The organism is Delftia sp. BGA-UO-ETr-SB1 (genome assembly GCF_059567865.1).
The window spans coordinates 399756-418386 of the sequence record NZ_JCAQOW010000004.1; the positions used below are offsets into that span (position 1 = coordinate 399756).

The 18631-nt window shown below is 59.9% G+C and carries 8 protein-coding genes and 1 pseudogene; 5 read left to right on the top strand and 4 right to left on the bottom strand.

The window, feature by feature from the left end; genetic code table 11:
* Positions 1–156 precede the first annotated feature (156 nt).
* From AC57B5_RS02375 to AC57B5_RS02385, 3 genes are read left to right on the top strand one after another with little or no spacing between them, the layout of a single operon-like run.
* Positions 157–3312: a hypothetical protein gene (locus AC57B5_RS02375; protein WP_496398616.1), complete on the top strand. Its 3156-nt coding sequence runs from the start codon at positions 157–159 to the stop codon at positions 3310–3312.
* Positions 3313–3325: 13 nt separating this feature from the next.
* Positions 3326–9631: a DEAD/DEAH box helicase gene (locus tag AC57B5_RS02380; RefSeq protein ID WP_496398617.1), complete on the top strand. Its 6306-nt coding sequence runs from the start codon at positions 3326–3328 to the stop codon at positions 9629–9631.
* 1 nt (position 9632) lies between these two features.
* Positions 9633–11321, top strand: a complete 1689-nt coding sequence (locus AC57B5_RS02385; protein WP_496398618.1) for a nuclease-related domain-containing DEAD/DEAH box helicase — start codon at positions 9633–9635, stop codon at positions 11319–11321.
* Between the two features lie 25 nt (positions 11322–11346).
* Here AC57B5_RS02385 and AC57B5_RS02390 read toward each other — a convergent pair whose 3' ends face one another.
* The 4 genes and pseudogenes from AC57B5_RS02390 to AC57B5_RS02405 all read right to left on the bottom strand — a co-directional run.
* On the bottom strand, positions 11347–14460 hold the full coding sequence (locus tag AC57B5_RS02390) for an N-6 DNA methylase (RefSeq protein ID WP_496398619.1): 3114 nt from the start codon (positions 14458–14460) through the stop codon (positions 11347–11349).
* Positions 14461–14501: 41 nt separating this feature from the next.
* Positions 14502–15596 carry a DNA cytosine methyltransferase gene (locus AC57B5_RS02395; RefSeq protein ID WP_496398620.1) on the bottom strand — a complete coding sequence of 365 codons (1095 nt, stop codon included), beginning with the start codon at positions 15594–15596 and terminating at the stop codon, positions 14502–14504.
* A 305-nt stretch (positions 15597–15901) separates the two neighbouring features.
* Positions 15902–16333, bottom strand: a complete 432-nt coding sequence (locus AC57B5_RS02400; RefSeq protein ID WP_496398621.1) for a very short patch repair endonuclease — start codon at positions 16331–16333, stop codon at positions 15902–15904.
* Positions 16334–16514: 181 nt separating this feature from the next.
* Positions 16515–16703: pseudogene (locus AC57B5_RS02405) on the bottom strand (transposase); the annotation flags it as partial.
* Between AC57B5_RS02405 and AC57B5_RS02410 the strand changes: the two are divergent.
* Together AC57B5_RS02410 and AC57B5_RS02415 are read left to right on the top strand one after the other, a co-directional pair.
* A complete protein-coding gene (locus AC57B5_RS02410) occupies positions 16678–17103 on the top strand; it encodes a protein NO VEIN domain-containing protein (protein WP_496398622.1) in 426 nt (141 codons plus the stop codon). The pseudogene AC57B5_RS02405 and the gene AC57B5_RS02410 overlap by 26 nt on opposite strands.
* A 186-nt stretch (positions 17104–17289) precedes the next feature.
* Positions 17290–18576, top strand: coding sequence for a M16 family metallopeptidase (locus AC57B5_RS02415; RefSeq protein ID WP_199135380.1), 1287 nt, complete (start codon positions 17290–17292; stop codon positions 18574–18576).
* Positions 18577–18631: the final 55 nt, after the last annotated feature.

Here is an 18631-nt window from a genome sequence, read left to right on the forward strand (position 1 = left end):
GTGGGCCGCAGACAAGTTGTGCCATTTTGGCAGAATTGGTCGCAGTCAAGCGTCTTGATAGTCGGATAAATGCCACGGTATGGGATCATCCGTTCCAAGTCTGTTGTTTTTTGTTGCAAAATGTATCTACAAGACTAAGCCGCACAGAGGAGGGGCGTGAATGTCACCGATCCAGGAGTCTTTATCAAGGGTGGGACGCAGGGAGAGCAAGCAAGGTCCGAGCGAGAGAACGATGGATCAAGCCTTGATGCCTGTCCATTGAGCGGCGGTGCGATGTCCCTTTTTGGAGCGTGGAACGATCTGCTGCTGACAGAGTTTTTCTCTGCAGCTTCTGAGAATGAGGAGGTGTGGATCCGTGCGACCCGTGCCGAGCTCGACTCATTCGGCTTGCATCTGGGCGGTGCGCAGGGGCTGATCAACGCCGTCTGGTCCGGCCCTCCCTGGCTGCCTAGCGTTGAAAACTGTGCTGCCTCGGCCCGCATCTTGGTCAAGCAGCGTAAGGATAAGCTACGGACCCCTGCGTACCGCGATCCTGGAGCTACGAATCAACAATACGCTGGTGCGAATGCACCAGCGTATTTGCCTATCCTGGCACTATGGGTGCTGGCTGCATCGGATGAACAGATTGAAGGCGGCTTTTACGCCTGTGTGCAGCGGTTGCTTGGGCAAGCCTTCAAGAACGAGCCGAAAGTTACAGATTCCATGTCCAGGGCCTGGGAGGACCTCGAAACTTGGTCTTCTAACGAGTCAAAAGGGCGTTACGGGCTCTTCCGTTGCCGGGTGCTGGGGGAGTTCCGGTTCGTAGGTATCCCCCGCTCGCAAGGCTTGGTCAGCCGCCAGGACGAACGGAACCTATCGAGGTTGTTCTGGGAAGCCCGGTTTCGGCCTGGTCAGGACCTGACGGATGCGGCGCTCGCTTCCTTAATGCAGCGCGGCCGCGAATCCGTTTTCCTGACCAAGGCGCTTCGCTCTGCCATGGCGAGGCCCGAGTACCAGTTACCGTTGGCTGCGCTCTTGCGGAAGCTTATGGGCATGTGGAGTGGAGGCCGCCCGAAATCCGGCCTACCCAGCTCAGGCCGAGCCAGCGGTGAGGAACTGGCTAACGAACCCGGTGAAGCGAAGGCCGCAGTCACACTTGTCCTTCTGCCGTCAGAAGAGGTGCCCAATGGATGGGATGTGTGTTGGAGTTTTCCGGCCACGGTTGATGCCCCCCGCTGCAGCTTTGAGATCGCCGGGCAGCGTCTGGCTGCTCGCTTGCACCGCGCGAGTGCCATCTTCCTCACCGACGCTTCGCCGCACCACGTCTACCAATCGCTCGCTGCTCTTTCTGATTCGGCAGCTGGGCAACTTGAGGCAATAGTTCACTTCGACGACGACGGCTCAGGCATGTACGAGGAGCAGAGTCGCAAGGAAATCATCCGCCAAACGTCACGTCGGATACTGGCTTGGAATTCAATTGATCCGAGCTTCGGGCAACAGTTGACCGAGCGGGAGCTGCCACTCTACGGAGTTTTCTACCTTGTTTGCGCTCCGGCTGATTGGAATAGGACCAACCCATGGCTAACGCGGGAACAGGTCTCTTTCGAAGCAATGGACGTGCGCGGCTTGCCAAGCGGCTGGCAGATGGCTTGTATCCATAGAGCAGAAAGGCTCACTGCCGAGCAACGGAAGTATCTGGCGGATGAAAATGAGGCCACTGACGTGCCGCAGGCTAGGTTGCGGTTTGTGGGAGGAAGCCGGCTGCTGCGTGGCGGCGCACATTTGTTCGCCTCGTACGACCTGCCCGCTATAGAACTTGACGCTCCTCCTGGGGCGCAACTTCAGGCCCTTGGACTTCAGCTATCGGAAGTGCCGCAGCACTCCGCGGAAGAAGGGCCGTCGGGCTTTCGGCGCTTTCTGCTAAGTTTCTCCGACCTGACCCGCAGCAGCTTTGAAATCAAGCTTGTAGCAGGCACGGCCGAGCTTGCGAATCTTCGCCTGCGGGTGGCGGATCTGGACGGGGAGGGCCGTGGAGAGGCCAAGGATTTTTCTCTCGATTCTTTGGGGTTTCCAAGACCTGGTGTTGATGGGCTAAGCGGGGTCTTCATTGGCGGCCACGACCCCACTGCAGGGATATGGCATCGCGACCAAGTGAGTAATGTCGCTACCGTAACCGGGTGGATGGATGAGAGCTTCGCAGAATTAGGCGCCGCCCAGTTCCTGGACACCTTGGCCGCGAGAGGATCGATTTCTTACGGAGCAGCAAGGGACCAGATCTCTAGGCTCTGCGGTGGTACCAATCCGATTCCATTACTAATGGACCTCCGAGCGCGAGGATGCCTAGAAATCGAGACCAATGGCAAAGGGCATTTCGTCCGTGTCCACGGTGTAGCACCCTCGCTCTACGGACTGCCTTCCACGCAAGATGGGTTGCCGTTATTTGGCGTATCGGGAACCTTGCGCTTAGCCCAATGGGGCTTGCTCCAAGCCAATCCCAACTTCATGTTGGCTGCCGCAGAACCATTTGCTGGCCACCTGCCGGCGGTGCGCGTGGCTGCGGTTGACGAGGACTCGGTCAAGGCGGAGTGCTCCTCAATGGGGTTTCTCTTTGCTCAGGCGCCAGCGCGGGATGTAGCGCTCTGGGCCGGCTCACTGCAGCAGTCCAGGGAGGCTGCGGAGTTGCGAGGGGCGGAGGCGATCTCCGCCGAGTTAGGACACCTGCATCGCTTGAAGGCAGATACGGCCCGGTTCGTACCTGTTGCCGATCAGCGAATGACTATTGACCGGGCGTGCGGCGCTCAGCTTTTCCGCTTCGATGATCCGCAGGCGACTGCCTTGCAACTGTATGTGCTGGGCGTGCGTCGCGCAGACGGCACGCCGAGGTATTCGCATGTTCCTGACTCACGTTGGGGAGTCTGGACATCCCAATTGGCTTTCGCCGAAATGCTCAGAGAGAAGCACGGCCGGAATGACGCCTTTCCTTGGCCGCTCCACTATGACGCAGAAGCGCGCGATTTATGGGTGCCAGCGCGGCTGCGGCCTCCTGCTGTTCTTGAGCGGGCACTTGCGCTTTGTGCTGGGGCGGGTCCCGCTATCCATTTTCTTTCTTCGGTCGGTGAAGGCGAGGAACGGTCGCCTGTTTTCGACAGCCACTCTGGGTGTGTTGTTGGGGCTATCAGCCATGTGTACCGGGAGTTCGTTCCTGGGCATTGGCTCAGGTACGGCTGGGTCCCCGCGGAGATCGCGCGGCAGGTTGCTGCATTGCTGGGGTGCGTGTTGGTACCATTCGAGCGCACAGAGGCTGCGTGTGTTTCGGAAACTTTGAACGCTTAGGAGGACGGTAAAAGTGCAAGAGACGATAGGCGAGGATCCGCTTGGTTCATGGGATCAGCTCAAAAGCCATCTGAAGCGATACATCCAGTCGGCATTCGGCACTGATTCGCCATCTTTTGAGGCTGAGCGCGAAGCGCTTCTCAATACTCCCGGCGTGCTATTCCAAGAGCCGTATCTTGAGTTGCTGCCCTCCTACGTAAGTTCCAAAGCGCTTGGCGCTCTCGACGATTCCGACCTTCCTGGTATGGGTGAAGCCGCAAGGCAGGGGTTTATTGCCCTGGCTGGGGCTGGACTTATGCCTATGGGCGCTGACTTGTACATGCACCAGCAGCGCATGCTCCAGGCTGCGATGCAGCGCAAACATTGTGTGGTCGTCACCGGGACGGGCTCTGGCAAGACAGAGTCGTTCTTGCTCCCGGTGCTTGCAACCATCGCGAGGGAAGCACTCCGCGTGACAGGTGGCTGGGCCAAGGCTGCACCGAACGTGGCCTCAGCCTCCGAATGGAAGATCGCTCCAGCGTGGGATTTCGGGCGGGCAGCCGCGCGGGGCGAGACTAGGAGGCCAGCGGTTAGGGCTTTGCTCTTGTACCCAATGAACGCTTTGGTCGAGGACCAGATGTCGCGCTTGCGCCGCGCGTTGGACTCCGATGAGGCGCATGCTGCGTTCGACCGACATTGGGGGGCGAACCGCGTCCGGTTCGGCCGCTACAACGGCAGTACCCCGGTACCAGGCCACCCATGGAGGCTTGACGATCAAGGGCAGCGCGAACCTAACAAGCCCAAGCACGATGAGCTCAAGGCTGCCTTGAAACAAGCGATCAAGCAGTACCAGCAACTCTTGGCCGCATTGCAGGCTGCCCAAGAGCGCTGCCGCTCAACTGCTGCGTCCGGTGCGGACATCAAAGAAGCACAGCAGGAACTTGCCGACCTTCGGGAGCAGCTTTCGTTTGTGCCGCGGATGTCGCCCAGCGCTGCCGAGATGTTCCATCGCTGGGAGATGCAGGCTGCTCCGCCAGACCTCCTAATCACCAATGTGAGCATGCTATCCATCATGCTCATGCGCCAGGCTAGTACTGTTGTTGCGGGAGACCGCGCCGATGCCGATGTCTTTGAGGCAACGCGTGAGTGGCTTGCAGAGGACCGGGACAACCATGTCTTCCAGCTTGTCCTCGACGAACTCCACCTGTATCGCGGCGCGTCTGGCACCGAGGTCGGGTACTTGCTCCGATTGCTGCTAGCGCGCCTTGGCTTGGAGCCGGATAGCCGACAGCTTCAAATCCTCGCTTCTAGTGCATCTCTTGATGGCGAGGCAGACAACACTTATAAATTCCTCGGCGAGTTTTTCGGGATGGGCGTTGAGGCCGCCAGAACTAGGTTCCATGTAGAAGGCGGTGTCAGCGTGAATGAGGCTCCACAAGGCCCCATTGAGATTCCTCCGTCTTTTGCTGCGGATTGCCTGGCCGCGGCGAGGCAATCTAACGGTGCTAGATCTATTGACTCGTTGGCGCGTGATTTCGCCTCAAACATCGGCGGTGCCATTCCCGCCAAGCGCCTAGCAGACTCGTTTTGGAAGTTCGAAGGTGAGCGTGGCCGCCATCGTGCCAAGTCGCTTTCCCCCCATCTGCGCAGCCTGTTCCCCAGCATGGCAGAAATCGACGCTAGCGATGCAGCCCGCAGCCTTTTCTTAGTGGCTGGAAGAGCCTCGCAGCTTGCATCGGCAAAAGTAATTAATCCAGACCATCCTTTGCCGCGGATACGGTTCCATTGGATGGTCAAGAACATTGATGGACTGTGGGCAACTGCGCAGCATGTTGGTCGAGACCGGCGCCGCAGGGTTGGGCGATTGCTTGCTGAGCCCCGGATGGAAGTCGATGGAGTCCGTGCGCTCGAGGTCCTGTATTGCGAATGCTGTGGAACGCAGCTGCTTGCCGGCTATAAAACGTCCGCGTCCATCGCTGGGAGCGTCGAACGGTATGAGCTTGCTCCCATGCCGCCAGCAATCGAAGGACTGCCGGAGTCGACGCCCCAGACCAGGACTGACGCCCAGCTTTATGAAAAACTAGGCGTTCTCCACTTGCTGCCGAGCGATTGGGACGGCGCATCCGATCCGTCAGAACTTCGGTGGACACAAGTGTCAGAGGAACGGGATGAGGCCACCCGGCGGCCCGTGCTCACAGCTCCGGCGAGCTGGCTGCGTTCTTCCATCGATCCGTCGACGGGCATTGTTGAGGTGGGGAAAGAACCTGTGGGGAATAGCATTCCTTGCCTTTGGTTCCACCTAGAAGCTTCCGTTGATGTGCTTCCAGCCATGCCGCAGCGCTGCCCGTCGTGCAAGATCGACTACTCAGTGCGGAAAGGTGGAAGGCCTGCCCCGGTCCGGTCATTCGCAACTGGCCTGACCCAGACCTCCCTGCTGCTGACAAAGCACCTAATGGGAGTAATGCCCCAGGGGGCTGGCCGGAAGCTTGTTGCGTTCTCGGACAGCCGGCAATCTGCAGCGAGGCTGGCAAACGGGGTCGAGGCAGAGCAGTGGGAGCATTTGCTGCGGGTTGCTGTACTGCGCGAGATCCGGGTGAGAGCCGCAGGAGGCGTAGAGCCGATCAAGAAGCAGCTTCTTGAGGCCATAAGCACTGGGGATATCGCCCAAGGCCAGGCAATCCTGCGAGAGCGAAAAGAATCGTCACCAGCTGCCGAGTTCCAGGCACTGGCAGAGTTTTGGCGAGACGCGAAATCCGTAAAGGATGATGCGGAGTTTGCTAGCGACGATGCCAAGTTGAACGTTAGCCGGACCGATCGGTGGCAACCTGGGTTTGTCCGTTTCGATGAGTTCTTGTCGCAGCCGGATCCTGCTAAGCAGGCGCTTCCGCCGCTTTGGTCGTTTTTCGCGCGCCTTGGGGTGAATCCTGCTGGTCCCGGGATCGACTCAAAGCGTGTCGGTGAGAAGGAAGATTGGACTTCGTTCTTTGATTTCGAATCTCCAAACGTGCCCAAGCTTTCATCGTCGGAGTTTCCGGAAGCCAAAGCTGCCAGGCTTGAGAACTTCGGGAACGCCCTGCGCAGGCAGTCTTGGCGGGCCATCTCCGGCCGCCTCCTTTACGACCTTGAAGCGCAGGGACTTGGATATCTTTGCCTGCCACCGTCGGCGGAGCTGCTCCATGCTTCGAACATAGATAAGCTCGCGTTCCGCGGCGTGTGCGAGAGCGTTATCCGCATCCTTACCGAGCAGCGGCGCACGAATCCCGCACAACGCGACTGGCCTCCGGAAGCGTGGACGCGGGCACAGCCGCGGGGAGACCGACGGGAGGGCGCCGACAAGGCTCGAGTCGGAAGCTATTTGAGTGCCTGCGCCAGCCGGCTAGGCGTCGGTTGGGAAAGCCTCCGGGATAGCGTACGTGAGACTTTGGCCCGGGTTGGACACGGAACCGCAGATGCCTGGGGAATAGTCGAGCTGTCTTTCCTTTGGGTAAAAGTCGCGCCACGCGCTTCCCGGCCGTGGGTCTGCGACCGCTGCGGCCAAATTCACTGGCAGCCATCGGGAGGCATCTGTTCCCGCTGCACAGAGCACTTACCTCCGGATCCAAATGGTCAGCGTTCGGCCGCGGAGATTGAGGCAGGGCACTACTACGCCTATTTGGCCGCCGATGCGGAATCAGGGTTCAGGATCCACGCGGAGGAGCTGACAGGGCAAACAAGTGACCAGGCCCAGCGCCAGCGGCATTTCCGGGATGTCTTCTTTCCAGATGAAGACATTGAGGATGTGGTGCGGCGCAATGTGGTGCGCCAGGTTGACACGATTGATTTGCTGTCGGTAACAACGACGATGGAGGTTGGCGTGGACATCGGTGCGCTCCAGTCCGTCTTCCAGGCCAACATGCCTCCTGAACGGTTCAACTACCAGCAGCGTGCAGGCCGAGCGGGCCGTAAGGGCCAAGCTTTTTCAGTAGTCTTGACATACTGCCGCGGCCAGACGCATGACCGTATCCACTTTGACCACCCAGAAGAGATGACAGGAGGTATACCTCCGCAGCCTTCGGTGTCTGCAACTGAGGACCAGCGCCTCCTCGCTGAACGCTTGCTAGCCAAAGAGGCTCTCCGCCGAGCATTCCGGTCTGCCGGTTGCATGTGGCACGACTCTGGCAGGCCTGTGGATACGCACGGCGAAATGGGGCTGGTCCGTGACTACGCAGGCACGCGCAAAGCATCCGTCGAACAATGGTTCATAGACAACGGTGCTGAGATCAGCGAGATCGCTCAAGTGGTCTCTCGAGGTACAGAAATCGACCCAGCGCGGCTTGCCGCAGATGCCCAGGATCTGCCGGTGCGCCTTGAGGGCGTCGCAGGAACCGCACCTGATCCGAGCCAAGGCCTTGCTACTGCGCTTGCCGAGGCGGGGGTGCTGCCGATGTATGGCATGCCGACTTCGGTCCGTAACCTGTATTTCCACCTTCCACCAGATCCTGCAAACCAATCAAGGGAACCCAAAACGCTTGACCGGACACTTGACCACGCCATCACTGACTTTGCGCCGGGTTCGGAGCGCGTCTGGGACAAACGGCTGCTTTCTCCGATTGGCCTCGTAGGATCGATTTCCCATGACCGTAGCTATCAGTGGGAAACCATTGACCGCCCCATCGGGAAGGCAACATGGCAGATCTTCTGCCAGAGCTGCCGGAATTTCACCGTCTACCGCGCTGATCCCGCGACTCTGCGGCCGACCCAGGTAATTGCTGGATGGGAAGAGTCGTGGATCAGGAATCCGCCCAGCCAACCTTGCCCTCGATGCAGCTCTGTTGCAGACGTGTCTTTGGCAGTCGTACCAAATGGCTTTTTGACCGACCTAGATATCGAGAAGCCAGTGAAGTCGACTGAGGCCTCGCGCAATGGTGGGCCAAGGTCCTTTGTTGCATCCCCCTCGCTGCGTGCGGTACCGCAACGCCCGTTCGGCCGGGCTTTCCTCGCCTTAGACCATCAGGGACAGGTGTACCGCATCGCGCAGGGGCCGGGTGGTAAACCATTCGGTTTCAACCGATCGCATTCTCTCAAGCAGCACAGGGGCGCGCAATGGTTGAACGGACAAATTTGGAAAGCTTCACTTGACGAAGCGGAGATCTCCGCGAGCATTGCATCTCCCAAAACCACGGACATTCTGAGTATCAGGCTGCTTGATGGCTGCGGTTTGGCGTTTTTTGACGGCACCAAGGATCTGTGCTCGAGGCGCGCGGCTTGGTATTCCGCAGCTACCATCTTGCAGCGCGCGATCGCACTGGAGCTCGACGTCGATTCGCTTGATATAGAAATTGCCTCCGTGCACAAGTACTTGGAGGACAGTGCGGTAGCAGGCACTGAGCTGTACCTGGCTGACGACCATCCCAACGGCGCAGGGCTGGTTGGCTGGGCCAGCCGGAACTGGAGGGCCTTGTTGGCTGGCTGCATCGACGGATCTGGCGAGCATGCAAGGCTTGGAATAATGGTCCGGGAGGAATGCAGACGCGCAACGCAAAGCGGACAAGTATGGCGTTCACCGGACCTTTTGCTGCGCGGCTTCCGCAACCGACAGCTCCATGGACTTATCGAATGGCGCCTGGGACTTGAACTCCTACGCGTCATACAGGATCCCGCATTCGTACCTGGCCGAGACCGGTTCTTCGAGGATTGGGGCGTTGGCCTGACTAGCTGGGAGGCGCTCGCGTCGGAGCTGGCGGATACCTATTGCTCTGCTTACGAAAAAGGTAGCTCGGCTCGGCAGACGGGGCCGGCTGGTGCGCATGGCTGGCTAGCGCAAGCAGGCATGGCTGGTCAGGAAGCGACAGCCTTTTATCTTGTGAGCCATCCGTTGTGGTCGGCATCTATAACCGACGGTGGGCCGATCAATGCGGCGCTTGTTGGTTGGGCTCGTAGCATGGGAGCTACTGTGATCTACCTAGTTGACTCGTTCAACTTGTCGCGCCGGATGGCGTGGGTACGTGGCCACCTGAATCTGTTCCCTAGGCTCGACATCGTTGCCTGCGGCGTGGGTGTCGGCGGCGGCGCGGCTCCTACGCCTGTGGACCCTTGGATTCAGATGCTTCTCGACTCTCAAGAAGGCAGCGTCATGGTTCTTGATGGGTGGAGTTGGACCAAAGTAGCTGGCGGCGATGCCTGGGCGGCCCAAGCTGGAATGTGGCTCGCGGACGTCAACGGCAGGCTGGCGAAGGTGATGGTTTCAAATGTTCCAGGTGCAGGCTTGAAGGTCAAAGTGATTGGAGGCGCATACCTAGACCGGCAATCTTTTCCCCGTCTGCCACTGATTGCGTTCCGCTCTGGAGAAGGGAATCTCTGACATGCCGAAGATTCTCGGACAAAACAGCATTGACCGCTGGGAGCGGGAGGTGCGCCGTTTGCTGGCAGACCAGTTGCCGCAAGACTGGATAGTGGTGTGCAATGTCGCATGGGCATTGCAGAACGACCAGGGATTGGTGAGGGACGGGCAGTGCGACTTCGTCGTACTAGTTCCTGGCCTTGGTATGGCAGTACTTGAGGTGAAAGGCTCGCGCTCGGTACGTGTTGGCGACAACGGGATTTGGTACCGCCAAGAAACTGACCGCCGTACCGGCCAGTTTAAGGCCGAAGTTGCGATTGATGAGCCTCCGCCCGAGCAGGCATGCAGGAACATGCACACACTCGCGAAGGCCGTTTGCGACCGGTTACCCCGGCAGCGGTTTCCGGGAGCCTTTGCTTTCCTCGTTGCGTATCCAAATGGTCATGTCGACGGGCCTTCCACACTTTATGACCCCAGCACAGTGGTGCCCTCGCAGGACATGCATCGCTTGGAACGTAGGATACGAGGCGCCCTTGAGGCGCGTGTGCACCAGGCACAGGGAAGCGAGTTCACTGCTGATATGGCGGGCAGGGTTGCTGCAGTCCTGTCGAATGCATCATTCCGCATTACGCCGCGCGATGTACCGCTTGACGCTGAAGAGGATGCAGTTGACCTTGATGAATTGACGAGGCAGCAGTTCGCAGCACTGCGCGGAGCTTTTGAACTTCCTCGCGTTGCGATCGTTGGCCCGGCTGGGTCGGGCAAGACTTTGCTCGCGCTGTGGAAGCTGGATGCACTGCTCGAAGAAGGGAGGCGGGCCTTGTATGTCTGTTTCAACAAAGCCCTTGCCGAGCACCTGAAGCTGGCGAACCCTGAGATGTCGGCGGCCATCACTTCGGTTGACCGGCTCTTCTACCAGCTGGCCAAAGTGCCCGATGGACGCAGGATCGGGCAAACCTTTTTTACTGAGGAGCTTCCATCCCTCGTGCAAGACGTGGCTGCAGAACTGCCACTCCAATCCAAGTATGAAGCCATCATCGTGGATGAAGGCCAAGACTTCGGAGAACTCCGCCTGCTTGCATTGGTGGACTTGCTCACTCCTGCTGGGCAGTGGCTATTTTTCGCCGACTGGGAACAGAACGTCTATAAGTCTGCAAAGCAGGAGCCGATCGGTGCAGAAGTAACGTTCAGGCTGTACCACAATTGCCGCAATACCCAGCTTGTGAATGCGGCAACAAATGGCTGCTGCGAGCTTTCTGTCGTGCATATGCCAGGTGTCCCGGTTGGTGCGGCTCCGCTACTCAAAAAGGGATGGGGCGCAACGGCTGCAACCGCCGCCTGGGCGGCAGCCCATGAGCTGGCACCTGAGGGTGGGGCGATTTTCCTGTCGCCTTTCAAGCTGGAGAACTCGTGCTTGGAGTCATCCAGGAAGGCGTACGGGCTTGAGGTGACGGAAGACATTGCCTTGCTAGGAAAGCCAGGCTTCGTCTATTTCTCCGCCATCCGCTCATTCAAGGGACTCGAAGGCAAAAACGTGGTCCTGTTGCACGCCGATGTTCCTGGCCGGATTGCGGCCCTCAGCCCAGATGACCTGTACGTTGCGTGTACTAGGGCGACCGGCCGCCTTGCAATCATGGCAGCCAATGACGGGGCTCTGCAGTGGTATCTGCAGCGGACAAGCCGTGTCCCGAGAACGGAGCCTTTAGCTTGAAACGGTTGCCTGCGCACCGCTCCATTTAGATCGATAGCAGTTCCCGAACGCGCAGATCGAGCTGTTCAAGGTCTGCGGGCTGGATGTTTCCGGCCCTGTTCGTGAGATCCCGGGCCATACTACCGATGGCAGCCATTTCCGCGTCGGTCTCGTCGAACTTCGGGATGTTCAGATACTCCGCAACGCTGGCGCCCAGGCTGAGCTGCGCAGCATATGCAGAAACTGCTTTTGCAATAGTCGGGGCGTTCAGGAAGCCCGTCAGATAGGCCGCCTCTGGCTCAGATTCGACTGGAATGAAGTAGAGCTTGTGGTCCGGTATCACGGTCTTCTCGCCCGCGTGCTCGATCGTTGCACTTCCGATGTACGCTGCCGCAAAAGTGTTGCCCATCTCGCGCCAAAGCACTTTGAATGGGGCAAACGTGTACGGGCCTGTGCTCCACAGGGAGTAGAACTCCTGCCCCTTCTGGAACCTCTTCAAGCTGGATCGCTGTTCGAGATGGGGCTTGAAGCGGTTCAGAAACTTAAAGGTATGCGGACTTGTTGCTGGAAGGTCGGGGTCGCCATGCATGCCTCGTTGGGGGACCAGGATGCGGAGGTCCGCGTCCGGAACTGCATTGAACGGAGCAACGCCGCGCCCGCGCAGGAGCGGGAAAAGATGTTCGGACTCGACAGCCGCGGTGATCTGGGGAATGCCTTTTGTCTTTCCGATGTCGGCTGCGTTCTGGACAGTCACCAAGCTGGTCCCGACCGAGCCAGTGGCATGGACCCAGTAAATGCCGTTACGGTCGGTCGTGATGCCCTTCCTCGCTTTGTACTCAGGCTTTGCGCCCGCGGCGAAAACCTTGGAGAAAACGGCTTGGTCTTGCGTAGATCCGACTAGCCATGGACGGGTCCCATCGCCTCCAGGGACCGGCACCGCGGTTCCATCGATGCGCGTTGCTGAATGGCGGAATTGGTCCGCCGAAGCGTAGGTCCGTTGGTTGGCCTGCCCGTCTGGGCTTGAGGTCCACGAGTGGTAGGGAACAGGAAACTTAGTTTCCGCGTCCCGCTGGAGCATCAAAAACGTCGGGTGGTTGCTGACGCCATCGAACGGCTTGATGTCTTGGTAGTCCTCGACCAGCAGGACGCGGCACTGCAGACTGCCGTTATCGATCGAAAAGCGCCTGAAGCCGGCGCTCGACTCGGTAGTGAAGACGGACCCTGGGAGGAAGAAGCCCAGCTGTCCATCGCGCGCGAGGTAGTGCTTCACAGCCTGATAGGTGATCACGGTCGAGATGTCCGACTCGATTCCTCCAACCCACTTGTCGGTGCTGAAAACGCCGAGCCCCTTGCAGTGCTTCTGGATCGACTGGGCGTAGTCCTTTGGCAGGTTGCTCCACTTGACCCATGGCGGGTTGCCGCAGATATGGGAGGAGGGTGGGATCGCGCCGGCGGCGAAGCGGTCTGCAAGTATGGAGCACCAGATGCCGTTCCATCCCTGGTCATGGAGTTCGACCAGGTTACCGACTGTCGTGCTGACGATGCCGATATCGGACGGATCGAGCCCCATTGCTTGCAAGTCTGCAAGGATCGCGCTGCAAATCTTGGCCGCAGGGAAGTCCGCATCGATCAGCATCCGTACCTTGGCGAAGATACGGAAGAAGTCGGGATGCCCGATCATTTTCTCAGGGACTGAGAACTCCCTCGGGCCCACTTCCGTGTGAAGGATGTGGCTGTAATTCGAGAAGAAGTCGACCGCCGCTGGATGGACTGCATCGGCTAAGTACACCGGCAGCCGGATAGGGTGCGCTGGGTCGAGGTGCGGCGACAGGAAAACCGCAAGCGACCCCTTCGCTGCAAGGACAGCGAGCGGGTTGAGGTCGATTCCGTGGATGCCTGCAAGCAGCGATTGGGCTGTTGCACCGCTGTCCGCCTTGCGTCGGCGGCGGATCGCTTCGAGCAAGAAGGTGCCCGATCCGCACGTCGGATCGGTCAGCGAATCGGATGGCTGCCATTCGAGCAAATCCATCCCATGTTCGGCCAGCCAGTCCGGCGTGTAGAACTCGCCTAGCGCATGCCGCACCTCCCGAGGAATAAACCGCTCGTAGATGCCCTTGAACAGGTCCCGCGTTGTGTCTGCATGCTTCTTCGACACAGCAAAGTCAACGCCGGCCAACCTGCCCAGCATGGTGCCAAGAGCCGTCTGGTAGCGGGGCCAATCGCTGTCGTCGAGATACCAGGAGAAGAAGTCGCCGCTCAGCATATTCAGGATGCCTGCGTGTTCGAACAGCTCTCCTGTTTCCACCGCACGTAGCCGTTCGGCCACTGGCACGCCCGGCTCCAGCACGTTCTGGCTGGCCTTAGGAAGTGCGCAGGCAGCTACGACTTTCGCAATGATGGCAATGTAGGTGTTGAGCGCAAACAGGTACGCAGCAGGGTTCTCCTGGTACGGCTGGTCGTGGGAGATTTCCTGCCGCGCAAGCAGCTTTTTCATGTGCGCAGGCTGGAACCCTACGACCTGGCTGAAGAGCCTGCGCCACTCCGAAAACAGCATCTTGGTTTTCGTCGTGGCGGACGATGCGTCGGCCTTGCAGATGCTGGCGTATAGCTCGGGAATCAGTGCTGTGCCGTACTCTGAATCAGGCCCCACCAATGCTTGTAGCAGCTGCGGGTGGACGAGCGGACGGCCATTGCTTTCCAATGCGGAGAGCAGGCGTTCAGCCGAGATCCGATCGAACGCGACGACATCTTCCCAGGCAGCTGCCGCGCCTTCAAAATGCCCGAAAGTGATATGCGCGCCGTCCCATGCAACCAGCACGTACTCCTCGAGCGCACGGCCTTCTTCGGCAGAGATCAGCTCCGCATATTCCTCAGCCTGCTGGCGGGCGTGTACCGCCTTCGCGCCGGCACGTCCGCTAAACGACCTGGGTGGCTCGTATTCGATGACCACGGCGCCATGCGCTACGTCAGCGAACTTCGTAGGCTTGCCCTTCGCTTTGAGGGCGCGCTCAAGCTGGAACGGCGTCCAAGGAATGGATAGCTCGGCGCAAGCCTGCTCAAGCGCATTCTCCAGCTCGTGCCGCAGCTGAGCTTCGTTCTTGGAGATCTCTGCTGCAGATACGGCAGCGCTGACGAGAGACGTGGTAGTTGCGCTGCTCACAGCAATCCTTGGGGAGACTCACCGGGCAGGTGCATATTTTTCTAAGCGGCCTTACGGACGGCTGGCGCGTCAAGCGCGACGAGGCCCGCACCTGAGAACAGGTGAGTGAATATGGCCTGCGCCAGCTTCGGCGGCACGGCGTTTCCGATCTGGGTGAACTTCGATTCCGTATCGCCAACTGGCGTGAACTTAGCGTCGAAGGTCTGGATGCGAGCGCATTCGCGCCAGGAAAGCCTGCGCGCTTTTTCTAGCTTCTTGCGCTTCGGGTCTGCTTCTAAGTGCTCGTAATGGTCGGAAAAGTCCCAGCGCTGCTTCCAGCCATCAGAAAGATTCGACCAGGTCAGTGTCATCACCGGGCTAGCCGGATGCAGCGTGATGTGCCTCCAGTTGGCAACGACAGTGAATGCTGGGTCCGCCCATTTGGCCTTACGGTTCCTGGACATGTAGTACCAGGAGAAGTTGCCTTCGACGTCAGGGCGCTCGTAGAACTCGCCCTCAGGCCAGAGGGGCAGGCCTTCGATCGCGTCGCCATGGGACGCAAACGGCAACAGCGGACCCGAAGCTTTGGTCGTTTTTCCGTGGGTTTCGTTTGGGAATTCGAAGGCCTGGTTGAGGTCTTTCCTGATGCCGACAATGAATAGCCGCTTGCGCGACTGTGGCACACCATAGCCCTTGGCGTTCAAGAGCTTGTAAGTAACGTGGTAGCCGGCCTTGTCGTACGCCTCGAGCTGTTCTTTCAGGAATGTCCCGCTGCTCAGCTGCTTGAGACCCGACACGTTCTCGGCGACGAAGTACTTGGGCTGGACGATGCCGACGACGCGTAGGAACTGCTTGTATAGGCTCGTGCGCTCATCCTTTTCGGGGTCACGGTTTCCCGCCATGGAAAAGGACTGGCATGGATAGCCTCCCACAACGACGTCGGCGTCTGGGAAGGCTTGGATGCCTGAGATGTCTGCATTGCGGATGTCTGCGCCAGGAAAGTACTTTTCCAACGTCTTGCACGCATCCGCCAGGATGTCGTTCGAGAAGATGACGTGGCCGCCAGCCGCTTCCACGCCGAAGTCCATGCCGCCGCAACCTGAGAACAAGGACAGCACCCTGATCTCTTCACCGCTTTTTTCAAATGTGTTTTTCACGCTCTCTCGCTTCTCTGCTGCGCATCTTCGGCATCGGAGCCTTGTGGGAGAAGGGGCCACCTAGACTTCAAGTAGCCATCGATGGCGTCGCGTACGACCCAGGCAAGAGAAACCTTGTTCTCAGCCGCAATCCTTTCCAGGACCTGGTACTGCTCCTCCGGGAAGCTGATTGAAGCGCGGACCGTGCGCTCATGCGCGCCGCTGTCATGGCGTTTTGCCTGAGTCCGCATGGCTGATCCCCGAACTGAAGAGCGAATGCACCATTTTACACCAAGGTGGTGAACGCCGCGGACCCTTCGGCTCGCTCAGCAGCCAGGCATGGGTTGGCAAGGGCTGGGCTTCAAAAAAGCTAACAGTCGTTCTTCGGTCCGATGCAGGTCGCGAATCTCGCATTCCCACAGTTCCAGTACTTGCCAGCCAAGTTCTGCAAGGGCGACGCGGTTGCGCTGGTCGCGGGCTCGGTTCGCCTCGATCTTGGGTGACCAGTACGCAGTGTTTGACTTCGACCCTGGTGCGATCTTGCACAGATGACCGTGCCAAAAACAGCCGTGCACCAACACGGCCTTCCTATGCCTGGGGAGCACAATGTCGGGCCGGCCAGGAAGGTCCTTGCGATGGATGCGGAACCTGTAGCCCATCCGGTGCAGCATTGACCTGACGACGAGTTCGGGTTTGGTGTCCTTGCCGCGGATCCGGCTCATGAGGCGGGACCTAGCCTCAGGTGTGAGGGTGTCCATGCGAGGGAGGGTAGTTCGAAGTTTGATGCTAAGGAAGGTCTGCACAACACACGCATGAACGAGTGGATGCGCTGACCCCACTGATGCGCAATGCGGCCAAAGCCTGTTTCTTCTCAGTTCACCTGACTGCAGCACCGGATTGGCAGCCCATTTTGGCCTATTTGGCGAACTGCGGGCGCACTCATGCCCAGGGCCTCAGCAGTTTGCGACGCACCATCCAGAGATTGGCCAACGCAAACAGCGTGTGCAACTGCGCGGTGTTCTTGGCCAGCCCCCGGTAGCGCACCTTGACGTGCCCGAACTGGCGCTTGAGAACACGTAAGGGATGTTCGACCCGCGCCCGAATGCTTGCCTTCACGCGCTCGAGTCGATCGGTCAACCGGTATCTCGGTCGTGTCGGAGAGCAGTGGGTCATCGGATTCGAACAGAGACGACTTGCCGACGCCGGGTATCCGGAGCTTTTCCAGCAACTGGACTGGGTCTCTGATCGGCTCGGCGACGGGACCGGCTATGACATCCTGTCGCATGAGCGGCCCGGCAAGCATCGCTTCATCGAGGTGAAGACCACCAATGGTGGGCATGCTTCATCCTTCATCATCAGCCGCAACGAACTGGACTTCGCTGCAGAGGCAGGGGATGCCTTCCATCTATACCGGGTGTTTCAGTTCCGGGAGGAACCGAAGCTCTACATCCTGAACGGGCCACTGGCAGACCGGCTGTATCTGGAGCCCATCGACTACCGAGCGTCGTTCCGGCGCTTCGTGGGGTAACGCACAGCGCCACCAAACCCTGTCCGCCCTGTTATCTGCCAGCGGAGTATGGGCCAGGCCCGAGCGCCCGCAGCTTTGATCACAGGTACGTGAAGAGGCCTGCCCTGCGCATCCTCTGGAGCGCGACGACAATAGCCCATGATTCAAGAAAAGCCCTTGGCGGCAACCGAACTGGAGCGGCCTGCCATGGCCTTGCGCACTCTTGCGAACGGAGTGCGGCTGCTGGCGCTGCCCATGCCGCATTTGCAGAGCGTCAGCGTGGGCGTGTTCCTGCGCGTGGGCTCCCGCGACGAGACCTCCACCAGCAACGGCATCAGCCATGTGCTGGAGCACATGGCGTTCAAGGGCACGCATACGCGTTCCGTTCAGGAGATCAACCTGGATGCGGAGCGGCTGGGCGCGGAGGTCAACGCCTTCACCGGGAAGGACATCACCGGCTATTTCATGACCGGCCTGGGCTGGCATGCGCAGGCCTTGCTGGGAATGATTGCGGACATCGTGCTGAACAGCGTGTTTCCCGAGCATGAGCTGCAAAGGGAGCTGCAGGTGATCCGGCAGGAGGCCATCGAGTACGAAGAGGACCCGGAGGACAGCGCCGGCGATCTGCTGGACCGCGCCATCTGGGGCGACGACCCGATGGGCATGCCTGTGATCGGCACGGTGGCCAATATCGAAGGCTTCACCCGGCAGGATCTGGTGCGCCATGTGCAGTCCCATTACGTGGGAGAAAAGACCGTCGTCGTCGCGGCCGGAAACTTCGATGTGCCGGCCTGGCTGGAGCAGGCGGCGCAGCTGTTCGCCGGCATGCCTGCGTCGGCCGATCCCGCTGTGGCGTTGCCCCCTCAGCCCGCAAAGTATGTGGGGCAGGCCCTGGCGCAACGTTTCACGCAGGTGTCCCAGGTTTTCGTGAACCTGGCCTATCCCCTGGTGTTCGAGCAGTTGCAGGGCGAGCATCCGCAGCGTGCGCGTCTCGTGGCCTCGCTGGCGGCCCATCTGCTGGGCGAGGGGATGTCGTCGCCCCTGGTCGATACCGTGCGCGAACGGCTCGGACTGGCCTATACGGCCTATGCGGCGATGGAAGGCGGTGACGTCTGGGCCAATTTCATCGTGCATGCCGTCACGACGCCGGACAAGCTCGAAGCGCTGGTGGCAGCGACAGGCGGCCTGCTGCGCGCCCAGGCGGCCGGCATCGACCCCGTGCATCTGGAACGGGCCAAGAACCAGCTGGCGGTCTCGCGGGTGCGTGCGGGCGAGCGGACCTACGCCACCATGGAGCGGGCTGTCGAGGACCTCTTTGCCCATGGCAGCGTGACGTCCGTGGCCGAAACGCTGGCGATGATCGATGGCATCGGTGCCGAGGAAGTGCGCAAGGTCTTCGAGCGCATGCTGGCCCACCCTCCGGCGGTGGCCATCACCGGCAAGGGCGCCAGTGCCCGGACCGTGCGGCAGCTGGCCGCAGGCCTGGCGGGCTGAGCCGGCAGCGCGCGATCAGCGGCCAGCGGCCAGCCGCCAGTCGCCAGTCGCAACA

Bases quoted from the DNA above. Each gene is read 5' to 3' on its own strand.
- AC57B5_RS02385 (WP_496398618.1), top strand. From the start codon at position 9,633: ATGCCGAAGATTCTCGGACAAAACAGCATTGACCGCTGGGAGCGGGAG.
- AC57B5_RS02400 (WP_496398621.1), bottom strand. From the start codon at position 16,333: ATGGACACCCTCACACCTGAGGCTAGGTCCCGCCTCATGAGCCGGATC.
- AC57B5_RS02410 (WP_496398622.1), top strand. From the start codon at position 16,678: ATGCTTGCCTTCACGCGCTCGAGTCGATCGGTCAACCGGTATCTCGGT.
- AC57B5_RS02415 (WP_199135380.1), top strand. From the start codon at position 17,290: ATGGCCTTGCGCACTCTTGCGAACGGAGTGCGGCTGCTGGCGCTGCCC.